Source organism: Nocardioides sp. JCM 18999 (assembly GCF_055391175.1).
On the sequence record NZ_AP043887.1, the window covers coordinates 2,327,889 to 2,340,154 of the forward strand.

Annotated in this window: 14 protein-coding genes and 1 tRNA gene; 8 read left to right on the plus strand and 7 right to left on the minus strand. The window is 71.6% G+C overall.

Going from position 1 to position 12,266, the window contains the following annotated elements:
- Positions 1-30 precede the first annotated feature (30 nt).
- The gene (locus ACZ5J1_RS11400) at positions 31-1,245 is read right to left on the minus strand and encodes a CynX/NimT family MFS transporter (protein ID WP_464558826.1); all 1,215 of its coding nucleotides are present in this window, start codon (positions 1,243-1,245) and stop codon (positions 31-33) included.
- A 123-nt stretch (positions 1,246-1,368) separates the two neighbouring features.
- On the opposite strand from ACZ5J1_RS11400, the gene ACZ5J1_RS11405 reads away from it, so the two are divergent.
- On the plus strand, positions 1,369-1,614 hold the full coding sequence (locus tag ACZ5J1_RS11405; protein WP_464558828.1) for a hypothetical protein: 246 nt from the start codon (positions 1,369-1,371) through the stop codon (positions 1,612-1,614).
- On the opposite strand, the gene ACZ5J1_RS11410 is transcribed toward ACZ5J1_RS11405, so the two are convergent.
- Both ACZ5J1_RS11410 and ACZ5J1_RS11415 read right to left on the minus strand, forming a co-directional pair.
- Entirely contained in the window at positions 1,592-2,497 is a 906-nt protein-coding gene (locus tag ACZ5J1_RS11410; RefSeq protein WP_464558830.1) for an ornithine cyclodeaminase family protein, read from the minus strand. The two genes, ACZ5J1_RS11405 and ACZ5J1_RS11410, sit on opposite strands and share 23 nt — an antisense overlap.
- Before the next feature lie 38 nt (positions 2,498-2,535).
- Positions 2,536-3,651: a S1C family serine protease gene (locus ACZ5J1_RS11415; protein WP_464558832.1), complete on the minus strand. Its 1,116-nt coding sequence runs from the start codon at positions 3,649-3,651 to the stop codon at positions 2,536-2,538.
- Between the two features lie 140 nt (positions 3,652-3,791).
- Here ACZ5J1_RS11415 and ACZ5J1_RS11420 point away from each other — a divergent pair, with 140 nt between their 5' ends.
- On the plus strand, positions 3,792-3,947 hold the full coding sequence (locus tag ACZ5J1_RS11420) for a hypothetical protein (protein ID WP_464558834.1): 156 nt from the start codon (positions 3,792-3,794) through the stop codon (positions 3,945-3,947).
- A gap of 61 nt (positions 3,948-4,008) precedes the next feature.
- On the opposite strand, the gene ACZ5J1_RS11425 is transcribed toward ACZ5J1_RS11420, so the two are convergent.
- Positions 4,009-4,082: transfer RNA gene (locus ACZ5J1_RS11425), tRNA-Met, on the minus strand.
- Positions 4,083-4,203: 121 nt separating this feature from the next.
- On the opposite strand from ACZ5J1_RS11425, the gene ACZ5J1_RS11430 reads away from it, so the two are divergent.
- Both ACZ5J1_RS11430 and ACZ5J1_RS11435 read left to right on the plus strand, forming a co-directional pair.
- Positions 4,204-4,857: an SDR family oxidoreductase gene (locus ACZ5J1_RS11430; protein ID WP_464558836.1), complete on the plus strand. Its 654-nt coding sequence runs from the start codon at positions 4,204-4,206 to the stop codon at positions 4,855-4,857.
- A gap of 81 nt (positions 4,858-4,938) precedes the next feature.
- The gene (locus ACZ5J1_RS11435; RefSeq protein ID WP_464558838.1) at positions 4,939-5,880 is read left to right on the plus strand and encodes a bile acid:sodium symporter family protein; all 942 of its coding nucleotides are present in this window, start codon (positions 4,939-4,941) and stop codon (positions 5,878-5,880) included.
- Here the strand turns inward: ACZ5J1_RS11435 and ACZ5J1_RS11440 are convergent.
- The gene (locus tag ACZ5J1_RS11440) at positions 5,856-6,338 is read right to left on the minus strand and encodes a MarR family winged helix-turn-helix transcriptional regulator (protein WP_464558840.1); all 483 of its coding nucleotides are present in this window, start codon (positions 6,336-6,338) and stop codon (positions 5,856-5,858) included. The genes ACZ5J1_RS11435 and ACZ5J1_RS11440 overlap by 25 nt on opposite strands.
- Positions 6,339-6,382: 44 nt before the next feature.
- Here ACZ5J1_RS11440 and ACZ5J1_RS11445 point away from each other — a divergent pair, with 44 nt between their 5' ends.
- Both ACZ5J1_RS11445 and ACZ5J1_RS11450 read left to right on the plus strand, forming a co-directional pair.
- Positions 6,383-8,620: an arylsulfatase gene (locus ACZ5J1_RS11445; RefSeq protein WP_464558842.1), complete on the plus strand. Its 2,238-nt coding sequence runs from the start codon at positions 6,383-6,385 to the stop codon at positions 8,618-8,620.
- Positions 8,621-8,639: 19 nt separating this feature from the next.
- Positions 8,640-9,155 (plus strand): OsmC family protein, encoded by a 516-nt coding sequence (locus ACZ5J1_RS11450; protein ID WP_464558844.1) that lies wholly within the window; start codon positions 8,640-8,642, stop codon positions 9,153-9,155.
- A 15-nt stretch (positions 9,156-9,170) separates the two neighbouring features.
- Here the strand turns inward: ACZ5J1_RS11450 and ACZ5J1_RS11455 are convergent, their stop codons facing one another.
- Entirely contained in the window at positions 9,171-9,662 is a 492-nt protein-coding gene (locus tag ACZ5J1_RS11455; protein ID WP_464558846.1) for an ATP-dependent zinc protease family protein, read from the minus strand.
- A gap of 58 nt (positions 9,663-9,720) precedes the next feature.
- On the opposite strand from ACZ5J1_RS11455, the gene ACZ5J1_RS11460 reads away from it, so the two are divergent.
- Positions 9,721-10,155 carry an SRPBCC family protein gene (locus ACZ5J1_RS11460; RefSeq protein ID WP_464558848.1) on the plus strand — a complete coding sequence of 145 codons (435 nt, stop codon included), beginning with the start codon at positions 9,721-9,723 and terminating at the stop codon, positions 10,153-10,155.
- A gap of 60 nt (positions 10,156-10,215) precedes the next feature.
- On the plus strand, positions 10,216-11,406 hold the full coding sequence (gene rimK / locus ACZ5J1_RS11465; protein WP_464558850.1) for a 30S ribosomal protein S6--L-glutamate ligase: 1,191 nt from the start codon (positions 10,216-10,218) through the stop codon (positions 11,404-11,406).
- Here rimK and ACZ5J1_RS11470 read toward each other — a convergent pair.
- A complete protein-coding gene (locus ACZ5J1_RS11470; RefSeq protein WP_464558852.1) occupies positions 11,369-12,160 on the minus strand; it encodes a glycerophosphodiester phosphodiesterase family protein in 792 nt (263 codons plus the stop codon). The two genes, rimK and ACZ5J1_RS11470, sit on opposite strands and share 38 nt — an antisense overlap.
- Between the last annotated feature and the right edge of the window lie 106 nt (positions 12,161-12,266).

Here is a 12,266-nt window from a genome sequence, read left to right on the forward strand (position 1 = left end):
GTCCCACCACGGTCGAGGACCGGTTGGCCGTCACCCGACGGTCAGCTGGTCCTCGAGGTACGTCGGGCGGGAGGCGATCAGCCCGACGACGTACTGCGGGATGCAGAGCAGCAGCAGCGCCAGGATCGGCACGGTCCAGCCGTCGGTCGCGGCATGCAGGGCGCCGACACCGAAGGGTCCGACGAAGGCGATCAGGTAGCCCGTCGACTGAGTGAAGCCCGACAGCGCAGCCGTGCCAGCAGGGGTGCGTGCCCGCAGCCCGATCAGGGTGAGCACGAACGGGAAGGTGCACAGCCCGATCCCGATCGCCACCGCCCAGACCAGGGCTCCCGCGTGCGGCGCGATCAGGAGGCCGACGTACCCGATCGGGTAGAAGGCCATGATCACCGTGAGCAGGATCCGCTGGTCGGCGACCCGGGCCGTGAGGGACGGGATCACGAACGAGAGCGGGATGCTGACGCCCGTGACCACGCCCAGCAGCAGGCCGGCGTCGGACGCGCTGAAGCCGGCGTCGCGATAGACCTTCGCCATCCAGCCGAAGACGGCGTAGGCCTGCAGCGACTGCAACCCGAAGAAGATCGCCATCACCCAACCGACGCGCGTGCGTGCGACGTCACCGGTCCCGATCACCTGGGTCGGCGGCTCCATCCGGGCGTCGCGCCGGACCAAACCGATCCACGGGACGACGGCGATCGCAGCCGTCAGCGCCCACACCGCCAGGCCCCGACGCCAGTCGAGCGATCCCCCGGCCTCGGCGATCGGGACGGTCAGCACCGACGCCGCCGTCAGGCCCAACGCCAACGCCGTCGAGTACAGCGACGTCATCAGGCCGATCCGGTGCGGGAAGTGCAGCTTGACCAGGGAGGGCAGCAGGACGTTCGCGACCGCGGCTCCAGCCAGGGACAGGAAGGAGAGGACCAGGAACGCCACCGAGCCCCCGGCATGGGCCCGCAGCCACAGCCCGACCACCATCGCCACGAGTGCGATCAAGGTGCTGCGGTGCAACCCGACCATCCGAGCGATCCGGGGTGCCAGCGCACCCATGAGGGCGAAGCTGAGGACCGGAAGGGAGGTCAGCAGCCCGGTCGCGGTGGCGCTCATCCCGAGCTCGGCCGTGACCTCGTCGAGGACCACGCCGACGCTGACCGCGGCGGGGCGCAGGTTGAACGCCAGCACCACGATGCCGACGACGACCAGGACCTGGGCGGACCGGGAGTCCTGAGGGTGCTGCTTCGGATCCGCCACGACCCACCACCCTACGAGGTGTCAGAAGTGCCACGAGCGGGTACCTGTCCCTCGTCCGCAGTCATCACCAGGAGGTCCGCCATGTCCACGTCACGCTCAGTCGACCAGTCCAACACTCGCTCGATGCGACCGCGCCTCATCGCCGGAGTCCTGGCCGTCGCCGCGATCGGGGTGCTGATCTGGGCCTTCCTCCGTCGCGAGGACAGCGACCAGATCCTGGCCCAGGCGAAGGAGACCGCCACCGAGGCGGCTCGTCAGGCCGCGGCAGCTGCCGAGGCGGCCGCCACGAAGGCGACCGACGTGGCGACCGAGGTCGCCGCCGAGCTCACCGCCGAGGCGACGAAGGTCAAGGACGAGCTCCTGAGCTGAGGCGTACGACGGCCTCGGCGACGACCAGGTCCTGCCACGCCATCCCGACGCTCTTGAAGACCAGCGGCCGGTCGGTCGGCACCGGCACGCGGCCGTTCACGACGTCACTCATCGTGGCGAGATCCGTCGACCTGATCGCGCCCTCGGAGATCGCGAGGACGACGTCGCCGGCCTCGCGCAGCGCGGTGTCGACGTCCTCGACGACCACGGTGGCGCGCGCCATCAGGGCCGCATCGAGCTCGCGCGCCTCCGGCTCGTGGGAGCCGACCGCGATCACGACGACGTCGTTGCGGAGCAGGGCTGAGTCGAGGACGGGTGTCTGCGCCGAGGTCGCGCAGACCACGACGTCGGCCTCGCGCAGGGCGTCGTCGCCCTCGGCGGATCCGAGGGTGATCGCCTCGAGCGGGGTCCGGGACGGGTCCCGGACGAGGTAGGCTGCTCGCTCGATCGGCCGCACCGCTGCCAGCGTCTCCAGGTGTCCCGTCGCCTGCGGTCCGGCGCCGATCACCGCCACGCGCAGAGCACGCTCCGGCAGATGCGGAAGCACCGCGGCCACCGAGACGGCCGGGGTCCGGAGCGTGGTCAACGCCGTGCCGTCCAGCGCCGCCTCCAGGACGAGGGTCTCCCGGTCGTACAGCAGGTAGGTGCCATGGATGCGCGGCAGCCCGTGGGTCGGGTTGTCGGGCGCCACGGTGATGACCTTCACCCCGACGGCGGTCGGGGTCTCCGCCGGCATCAGCAGGAGCTGTCCGTGGCTCAGGTCCGCCCCCGTCCGGGGCGGACCCACCGCCGGGTCCAGGCCGCCACGGAGTGCGTCGGCGAGTGCCTGCACCGCCCCGGCAGGACCGAGGGCGAAGACGTCGCGTGCATCGAGGAACCTCACACCGGCAGCCTGCCACGCGGGGAGGCCGGGGCCGGTGGTCAGGGACCGGTCGTCCCCGTCGTCCCGGTCGTCACCGTCGCAGTGCCGGTCTTCCCGGCGCGCTCGTAGGTCACCTCGACCTGCTGGCCCTCCTCCAGGCGCACCTCGACGCCCGTCAGGTCGTCGGCGGTGCGGACGTCCTGCTCGTCGATGCTGGTGATGATGTCGCCGACCTGGATGCCGGCGGCCGCGGCCGGACCGCCGGGTGCGACCGCCTGGACGAAGGCTCCGGGCGTCACACCGTGCTGCTCGGCCACCTCGTCCGAGATGCCCTGCACCTGGAGCCCGAGGGTCGGGTGGGCGACCTGTCCGTGGTCGATGAGCTCGGTGGCCAGCGGGGCCATCACCGAGGTCGGAATGGCGAAGTTGAGTCCGACGCTGCCCGTGTCGCCCTCGGGGGAGGCACCGGCGGTGTTGATCCCGACCAGTCGTCCGCGGCAGTCGACCAGGGCCCCGCCGCTGTTGCCCGGGTTGATCGAGGCGTCGGTCTGGATGGATCCGAAGAGGTAGGCGCTGCCGCCCTCCACTGCAGGCACGGTGACGAAGCGGCCGGTGGCGCTGACGATCCCGGCCGTCACCGTCGAGCTGAGGCCCAGCGGCGCACCGAGGGCGACCACCGGCTGACCGACCCGCAGGTCCCCCGAGTCCCCCACCGCCACCGGACCGGCGTGCTCCGCGAGGTCGTCAACGCTCAGCACCGCGAGGTCGGTCAGCGCATCGCCGCCCACCAGCGTGGCCGGGGCGATGTGCCCGTCCGCGAACGTGACCTCGATCGTCGCGCCCTGCCGACCGAGCGCGGTCACGTGGTCGTTCGTGACGATGTAGGTCTCGCCGTCGGACTCGCTCTCGCTCGCACCGGGGATCGGCGTCTCCACGACCACGCCGGAACCGGTCCCGCTGCCTGAACCGTGGGTGACCGAGACGGTGACGACCGAGGGCAGGACGTCGCGGGCGACCCGCTGGACGTCACAGGTGCCTGGATCGGGCGAGTCGATGAGGCGCCAAGCAACGGCGACCAGCGCGCCGCCGAGCATGCCCCCGATCACCGCCAGGGCAGCGATCGCATAGACGTTGGTGAGCAGCCGGTGCATCCAACCCGGTCGACGATCCTCCACAGCCGTTCCCTCCGACCGCTCGAGTCTAAGTCGCGAGCGCGAACTGTCGCGGTGGGCGGCGGTCAATCCCCCCGCCACCCTGGTCGCGGTGACCCTGCAGGCGGAGACTGAAGTCCGGGACGACAGCACCAGGGGGGAACGTGAGCAAGAAGAAGCCGGGTGTCTACGTGGAGGAAGTCTCCAGCGGCACGAGACCGCTCGAAGGCGTCGGCACCGCGATCGCAGCCTTCATCGGTGCCTGCGCAGCGGTCGCCGCGATCGTCACGGTCGTCAGGCTGAAGCGGAGGAACTCCTAGAATGCTCGCCCGGGAAATGCATCAGGCCCGGTCCCCTGAGGGAACCGGGCCTGACACTTTGTAGCGGGGACAGGATTTGAACCTGTGACCTCTGGGTTATGAGCCCAGCGAGCTACCGAGCTGCTCCACCCCGCGTCGGTAAGAAGAAACCTACACGCCCCCACCCGGACACCCAAATCGGGGCACCCATCCCCCGCAATCCCCGGTCATCACCGGGCTGCCAGACTGACGATGCCGACGTACAGAGGAGGAAACGATGGCGAGGATCCTGATCATCGGAGGGCACGGCAAGGTCGCGCTGCACACGGCGCCGCTGCTGGTCACGGGCGGTGATGTCGTCACGGGCGTGATCCGCAATCCCGAGCACGAGGCCGAGGTGGCAGCCACCGGCGCGCAGCCCCTGGTCGCCGACGTCGAGTCGATGGACACCGAGGCGCTGACCGAGCTCGTTCGTGGCTACGACGTGGTGATCTGGTCGGCCGGGGCGGGTGGCGGCAATCCCCCGCGCACCTACGCCGTGGACCGCGATGCGGCCATCCGCAGCATGGACGCGGCCGCGGCGGCCGGCGTCCAGCGCTACGTGATGGTCTCCTACAACGGAGCGCGGATCGACCACGGCGTCGCACCCGACCACTTCTTCTTCGCCTACGCCGAGGCCAAGGCGGCCGCCGATGAGCACCTGCGCTCGACCGGGCTGGACTACACGATCCTCTGCCCCGGTCGCCTCACCCTCGACGAGCCGACCGGCCTGATCGAGATCCTGCCGCCGCGCCACGACGGCGACGACGACGTCAGCCGCGCCGACGTCGCCCTGGCCATCGCCGCCACGCTGGACGACGACGCGACGATCCACCGCACGATCTCGTTCCGGCAGGGGACCACGCCGATCGCGGAGGCTATGCGCAGCTGAGTCGCCCAGCACGCGACCCCCTCGACATTTCGTCAACCACGGTTTACGTTTGCCGCCATCCAGACCGTGGGAGGGGCGAGGATGATCGACGGGTTCGACGACGTCCCGACCGACCTCGGCACCGGGCTGCAGTGGGCGATCAAGGTGCTGATCGCCGTCTTCCTCTTCGGGGTCGCCCTCGACACCCGCCCCCGCGACTTCCGTGAGGTGCTGCGCCGCCCGAGCGTCTTCGCGGTCCTCCTCCTCACCCAGTACGTCGTCCTGCCGGCGCTCACGCTGGGCCTGATCGTCGCGCTCGATCCCGCGCCGACGGTCGCCCTCGGGATGGTCTTCGTGATCTGCTGCCCGTCGGGGAGCCTGTCGAACCTGATCACCCACCGCGCGGGCGGCGACGTCGCCCTGTCGGTCTCCCTCACCCTCGCCTCCAACGCCGTCGCGCTGGTGGCGACCCCGCTGGCGTTCGCGTTCTGGGGCTCGCGGCTGGCCACGACCGACGCGCTGCTCACGTCGGTCCACCTCGACGCCGCCGACCTGGCGATCGAGATGGCGCTGCTGATCGGGTTGCCGTTCGCCCTCGGTGTCGGTGTCGCGCTGCGCTGGCCGGACGCCGCGGCCCGGATGCGTCGGCCCTTCGAGATCGGCACGCTCGTCCTGCTGCTGGCGGTGATCCTCGGCGGACTCGCCGGCCGCGCACCGCAGCTGGCCCGGCACCTGGACGCGGTGGTCGTGGCGGTCGTCGTGCAGAACGCGCTCTCGTTCCTGGTCGGGTACGGCGCCGGCCGTGCCTCCCGCCTGCCCCCAGCCGGGGTCAGGACGATGACCATCGAGCTCGGGATGCGCAACACCGGGCTGGCGCTGGTCCTGGTGCTCGCCTACTTCAACGACTTCGGCGGCACCATCCTGCTGGTGGCCGCGTGGGCGGTCTGGGACGTGGTCGTCGGCCTGGGCCTGGCCGCCGTCTGGCGGCGGCAACCCCTGCCGGTGACCCAGCCTGAGGGTCAGTCGCGGCGGAGTCCGACATGAGCGGTCGGCACCACGACCGGACCGCGCTCGGCCAGCAGCGCCAGGGCGGCGCGGGTGGCCGCGACGGCATCCGCACCGGCCACCGACGCCAGCTCGGCCTCGAACCGGTCGTGGAACGCACTCGCCGCCGCGAGCGCCGCCCGCCCGTGGCCGCTCACGCTGATCAGCCGCACTCGGCCGTCCTCGGCACTCGGGGTGCGATCGACGTAGCCCTGGTCGGCCATGGTGTCGACCAGCTTGAGCGTCGCCTGCGGCGTCATCCGCAACCGCTCGGCCAGTCGGCGCAGCCCCAGCGGCTCCTCGACGAGCAGCCGCAGCACGAAGCCGGTCCGGGTCGAGAAGCCGTCGTACCCCTCGGCCTGCAGCGACGCGACGAGCTCGGTGGCGAAGGTCGCCTGCGCCAAGGAGAGCAGCACCCCGAAGTCCTGAGGCTCCTGCCCCTCACCCGCACCCGTCATGGCGCCAGCGTAGTGAGCCGACGCCGCTCCGAAGGAGAACACCGATGACCGATCGACCGCGTCCCGCAGGGCGTCCCAACGTCGTCGTGGTGCTCCTCGACGACATCGGGTTCGCACAGCTCGGCTGCTTCGGCTCGGACATCGCCACCCCGACGATCGACCGCCTGGCCGACGGCGGCGTGCGGTTCAACCGGTTCCACGTCACCGCGCTGTGCTCCCCCAGCCGCGCCTCGCTGCTGACCGGCCGCAACCACCACGCCGTCGGGATGGGGATGCTCTGCGACCTGCCGACCAGCTATCCCGGCTACACCACCCGCCTGCCCCGCTCGGCGGCCACGGTGGCGCGGATCCTGCGCGACGAGGGCTGGTCGACGATGGCCGTCGGCAAGTGGCACCTCACCCCGCGCGACGACCGCTCGGCGGCCGGCCCGTTCGACACCTGGCCGCTGGGCCAGGGCTTCGAGCGCTACTACGGCTTCCTGCACGGCGACGCGAACCAGTGGACGCCCACGCTGGTGCGGGACAACTCGCCGGTCGAGCCGCCGGCCACCCCCGAGGAGGGCTACCACCTCACCGAGGACCTGATCGACCAGGCCATCACGATGGTCCGCGACCAGCACCACGCCGCCCCCGAGAAGCCCTTCTTCCTGTACGTCGCCCCCGGGGTCGGCCACGCGCCGCATCAGGTCCCGCCGGAGTGGTCGGAGGCGTACGCGGGCCGGTTCGACCACGGCTGGGAGGCGTGGCGGGCCGAGATCTTCGAGCGCCAGGTCGCGGCCGGGATCGTCCCGGCGGGCACCGACCCCGGTCCGCGGCCGGACTGGATCCCGGACTGGGCCACGCTGTCGGCGGAGGAACGGAGGCTCTTCGCCCGGTTCCAGGAGGTCTTCGCGGGCTTCCTCACCCACTTCGACCACCACCTCGGTCGGTTGGTCGACGAGCTCGAGGCGATCGGTGAGCTCGAGAACACGATGATCGTGCTGACCTCCGACAACGGCGCCAGCGCCGAGGGCGGACCGACGGGCTCGATCAACGAGCACCGCTTCGGCTTCGGGGTCCCCGAGGACCTGGCCGACAACCTCGCCGGGCTCGACGACATCGGCGGGTTCCGCTCCTACAACCACTACCCGTGGGGCTGGGCGTGGGCGGGCAACACCCCGTTCCGGCTGTGGAAGCGCTACACCTGGCTGGGCGGCACCCGCACGCCGCTGATCATCAAGCCCGCCGCCACCCCCACCGACCCCCTCACCGACCCGGGCGCGGTCCGGCCCCAGCTGTGCCACGTCACCGACCTGTTCCCGACGATCCTCGAGGCCTGCGGCGTCACCGCTCCGACGGCCGTGGACGGGGTCGAGCAGCAGCGGATCGACGGACGCTCGATGACGGCAGCGATCACCAACCCGGCCTCCCCCGACGTCCGCAGCACGCAGTACTTCGAGATGCTCGGCTCCCGCGCGATCATCCACGACGGCTGGAAGGCGACCACCGACCACATCGCCGACGGGGTGCTGGCCGAGGAGGCCCTGCCGGGCAGCCGCGACCTCGAGCAGGACCGGTGGAGCCTGTTCCGGCTGGCCGACGACTTCGCCGAGGCGCGCGACCTGGCCGCCGAGCACCCGGACGTCGTCGCCGCGCTGGAGAAGCGCTGGTGGGCCGAGGCCGAGGCCAACCAGGTCCTCCCGATCCAGGACTCCCTGCAGGGACGGATCGGGGCGATGGTGCCGCCGCTGTGGCCCACCCCGAGCGTGGTCACGTTCCGCCCGGGCGGGAACCCGATCGCCGACGAGGTCGTCCCCTCGCTCGCCCTCGGCGCCCTGGTCGAGGCCGACATCGAGGTCCCCGAGGGCGGGGGCGAGGGCGTCCTGGCGGCGATCGGCGACTGGAGCAACGGCTGGGCCCTGGTCGTCCTCGCCGGGGTCCCGACGCTGCTGCTCAACACCACCAGCACCCCGTACCGCGTGACGGCGACGACGCCCCTGTCTCCGGGCCGTCACCGGGTCGGCTTCCGGCTGCTGCACGCCGACAAGGTCGGCGTCCTCCTCGTCGACGACACCGTGGTCGGCAGCGCACCCCTCCCGACGGGGATGGGGGCCAGCGGGATCCAGATCGGCGGTGGCGGTCTGCGACTCGGGCACGACGCCGGCTTCCCGGTGGCCGACGACTACGCGCCGCCGTACCCCTGGACCGGGGTGCTGCACGACGTCACGTTCACCGCGTGGCCGGCGCCGTTGAGCACCGAGCAGCTGGGACACGACCTGGCGAGGCTGCTCCACCGGGAGTGATCGGGCGCATCATGAGCGGATGGACAGTGCTTCCCTCCGCGCCGCGCAGGCTCCGCTCAAGGCGCGCTACCGCGACGATCCGGCCAGCGCCCGGATCCCGACCGAGGCCAGCGGCGACTACCGCGAACGCCCCGTCACGGCGACGATCGACGGGTTCGCCGGTCCGGTCCGGGCCGGCCTGCACGCCGCAGCCGGCGGTGGTGGCGCCGACGCCTGCTCGGCCGACCTCCTGCTCCAGGCCGTGCTCGCCTGCGCCGGGGTGACGTTGCGGGCGGTCGCGACCGCGATGGACGTCGAGATCCGTGGCGCCGACCTGCGGGCCGCGGGCTGGTGGGATGCCCGCGGCACGCTCGGGGTCGACCGCACCGCCCCGATCGGCGTCACCGACATCGTCGTCACCATCACGCTGGACACCGAAGCCGACGATGCGACCCTCGCCCGGCTGGCGACCGCCACCGAGCGCTACTGCGTGGTCGGGCAGAGCCTCGCGGTGCCGCCGCGGATCACGGTCACCCGGAGGGCCCACGCAGTCTGAGTGAACGGAGCAGCGTCAGTCGTCGGTCTGCTTGTGCTGGTCGCGGATCCGCCGCTTCGGCTTCCCGCCGAGGTACGACGCCCCGGAGTCGACCAGGAAACCCTTCTCCAGCACCTCGCGGCCGACCAGCATCCGGTAGCCCATCGAGTCGCGGCGGGTGAGCGTCACCTCGGCGGGGACGACCTGGTCGAGCAGGCGGAGCTCGAGCAGGACGACGTACCGCACCTGGACGTGCCCGGTGGAGGAGCGCACGGTGCGCCGGTCCTGGACCGGCAGCTCGACCTCGACGGTGTCTCGGACGCTGCGCTGCAGCGGGTGGATCTCGAACCGCACCCAGGGTGCACCGTCACGTTCGAACTCCTCGACCCCGAAGGCGTGCAGCGACGACGTCTGGGCACCGGTGTCGATCTTGGCCTTGAGCCACTCGACTCCGACGCCAGGCAGCCCGACCCACTCGCGCCACCCGACCAGGCGGGGCGCGCGCTCGTCAGGATTCCCGTTCACCACGTTCCTATCCAAGCAGCACGAGCGCCCCTCGAGGGCCAGGACCCACGATGATGGACGGGTGCGATGCGCCTACTCCTTCTCCTCCTCGTGGGTGACCCCGGCACCGCTGGAGGAGGTCGCGGCGACCGTCGTCGACCTCGAGCACTACCCGGACTGGTGGCCGCAGGTGCGTGCCGTGGTCAAGCTCGGCCCGGACACGGCCCGGGTGCTGTGTCGTTCCTCGTTGCCGTACACCCTCGACCTGGTGCTGACGGCGGTCTCTCGCGAGGCGCCCTCGCTCGAGGTCGCGATCGCCGGTGACCTCGACGGCTGGGTCCGCTGGACGCTGAGCGAGACCCCGGCAGGAACGCGGATCGACGTGCTCCAGGAGGTGGTCGCCACCGGGGCGCTGGCCGTGGTCTCGTCCGTCGCCCGTCCGGCGCTGACCTGGAACCACCGCCGGATGATGGAGGGGGCCGAGGCCGGCCTGAGGGCGCGGTTGGCTCCTGCGTAGAGCCTGGTTGAATGAGGACGAAGTCCGCCTCACCCACGCCTAGCCCTGCAGGACGACGTCGTGAAAATTGCCATTCTGTCGCGAGCACCCCGCGCCTACAGCACCCAGCGGTTGCGCGCCGCAGCCCTCGATCGGGGCCACCGGGTCAAGGTGCTCAACACCCTGCGCTTCGGTATCGACCTCGCCAGCGAGTCCCCCGACCTGCTCTTCCGCGGTCGCCCGATCTCCGACTACGACGCGGTCCTGCCCCGGATCGGCAACTCGATCACCTACTACGGCACCGCCGTGGTCCGGCAGTTCGAGCAGATGGACGTCTACACGCCCAACACCGCGGCCGGGATCGCCAACAGCCGGGACAAACTGCGGGCCAACCAGATCCTGTCCCGGCACGGGATCGCGATGCCCCCGACCGCCTTCGTGCGCAACCGGGCCGACGTGATCCCGGCGATCGAACGCGTCGGCGGCGCCCCGGTCGTGCTGAAGCTGTTGGAGGGCACCCAGGGCATCGGCGTGATCCTCGCCCCGGGCGCCAAGCTCGCCGAGGCGATCATCGAGACCCTGCAGTCGACCCGGCAGAACGTGCTGATCCAGAAGTTCATCGCCGAGTCACGGGGACGCGACATCCGAGCCCTCGTCGTGGGTGACCGCGTCGTGGCCGCGATGCGGCGCACCGCCAAGGGCGACGAGTTCCGCTCCAACGTGCACCGGGGCGGCACCGTCGACAAGGTCGACATCTCGCCGGAGTACGAGCAGGCAGCCGTCCGGGCGGCCCAGATCATGGGCCTCAAGGTGGCCGGCGTCGACATGCTGGAGAGCGAGACCGGCCCGCTGGTGATGGAGGTCAACTCCTCCCCCGGCCTCGAGGGCATCGAGAAGGCGACCGACCTCGACGTGGCCGGCGCGATCATCGACTACATCGCCAACCAGGTGGCGTTCCCCCAGATCGACGTGCGTGAGCGGCTCGCCGTCTCGACCGGGTACGGCGTCGCCGAGCTGGTCGTGCACGGCGACGCCGACATCGTGGGTCAGTCGTTGGGTGAGTCGGGGCTGCGCGACCGCGACATCACCGTGCTGACCCTGCACCGCGGCTCGCTGGTCATCCCGAACCCGAACGCCCGGCACGTCCTCGCTGCCGAGGACCGGCTGCTGTGCTGGGGCAAGCTCGAGGAGATGCGCTCGATGATCCCGGAGCGACCGAAGCGTCGGCCGCGGGTCAAGAAGTTGCCCAAGCAGCTGCGTCGCGAGGAGTAGGGCTCTCCCACTGACCGCGGGCCACGAGCACCTCCCGCAGCAGGTCGGGTCGATCGGTGATGATCCCGTCGGCGCCCTCGTCGAGGAGCCGGTGCATCGTCGGCGCGTCCTCGACACCCCACACCACCACCCGGAGACCGAGGTCGTGGGCGCGCTCGAACACGCGTGGGACGCAGGTCCGCATCGGCCCCCACGCCGCCGGTACGTGCACGAACTGGCCACCGGTCCGGCACCGGGCTCGCACCCCCGCGTGAGCGCTCAGCAGCAGCGCCGACCACGCGCGCCAGCCGAGCGCCGTGGCGATCTCCGGGTGCCGTGCCGAGACCGTCTTGACCATCCCGTCCCAGCAGCCGGTCAGGCAGGCACGGTCGAGGGCGTCGTACGAGGAGAGGATGCGCAGGCTCGGCTCCAGGGCCGCCCGATCCTTGATGTCGACCATGAACCGTGCGCTCGGGTAGGCGTGCAGCACGTCGGCGAGGGTCGGCACCCACTGGCCGTGCGGCAGCGGGATCCGGGCGAGCTCGGCCAGGGCCAGGTCGCCGACGCGGTGGCCCCGACCGGTGAGTCGGCTCAGGGTCGCGTCGTGGAAGAGGACCGGAACCCCGTCGCGGGTGAGCCGGACGTCGACCTCCAGGTAGCCGATCCCCAGGGCCCAGGAGCGCGCGAGCGCCTCCATCGTGTTCTCGATGCCGAGTGCGGCCCCACCGCGGTGAGCCACCGCCAGTGGGAGGTCGGTCGCTCCGTAGCCGGTCACACGCCCAGCCTGGGTCACCCCCGGCGCCGCGCGGCGCCGTGGACCGGCGTCAACGCCGAGTGTTCGCGCCGACTTCACTCCGCCGACGGTCGGCCGGCGCCGAACC

What these genes read in the sequence shown, in the direction of transcription:
- ACZ5J1_RS11440 (WP_464558840.1), bottom strand. Translation starts at nt 6,338, where the DNA reads ATGACGGGTGCGGGTGAGGGGCAGGAGCCTCAGGACTTCGGGGTGCTG.
- ACZ5J1_RS11435 (WP_464558838.1), top strand. Translation starts at nt 4,939, where the DNA reads ATGATCGACGGGTTCGACGACGTCCCGACCGACCTCGGCACCGGGCTG.
- ACZ5J1_RS11445 (WP_464558842.1), top strand. Translation starts at nt 6,383, where the DNA reads ATGACCGATCGACCGCGTCCCGCAGGGCGTCCCAACGTCGTCGTGGTG.
- ACZ5J1_RS11450 (WP_464558844.1), top strand. Translation starts at nt 8,640, where the DNA reads ATGGACAGTGCTTCCCTCCGCGCCGCGCAGGCTCCGCTCAAGGCGCGC.
- ACZ5J1_RS11405 (WP_464558828.1), top strand. Translation starts at nt 1,369, where the DNA reads ATGCGACCGCGCCTCATCGCCGGAGTCCTGGCCGTCGCCGCGATCGGG.
- ACZ5J1_RS11430 (WP_464558836.1), top strand. Translation starts at nt 4,204, where the DNA reads ATGGCGAGGATCCTGATCATCGGAGGGCACGGCAAGGTCGCGCTGCAC.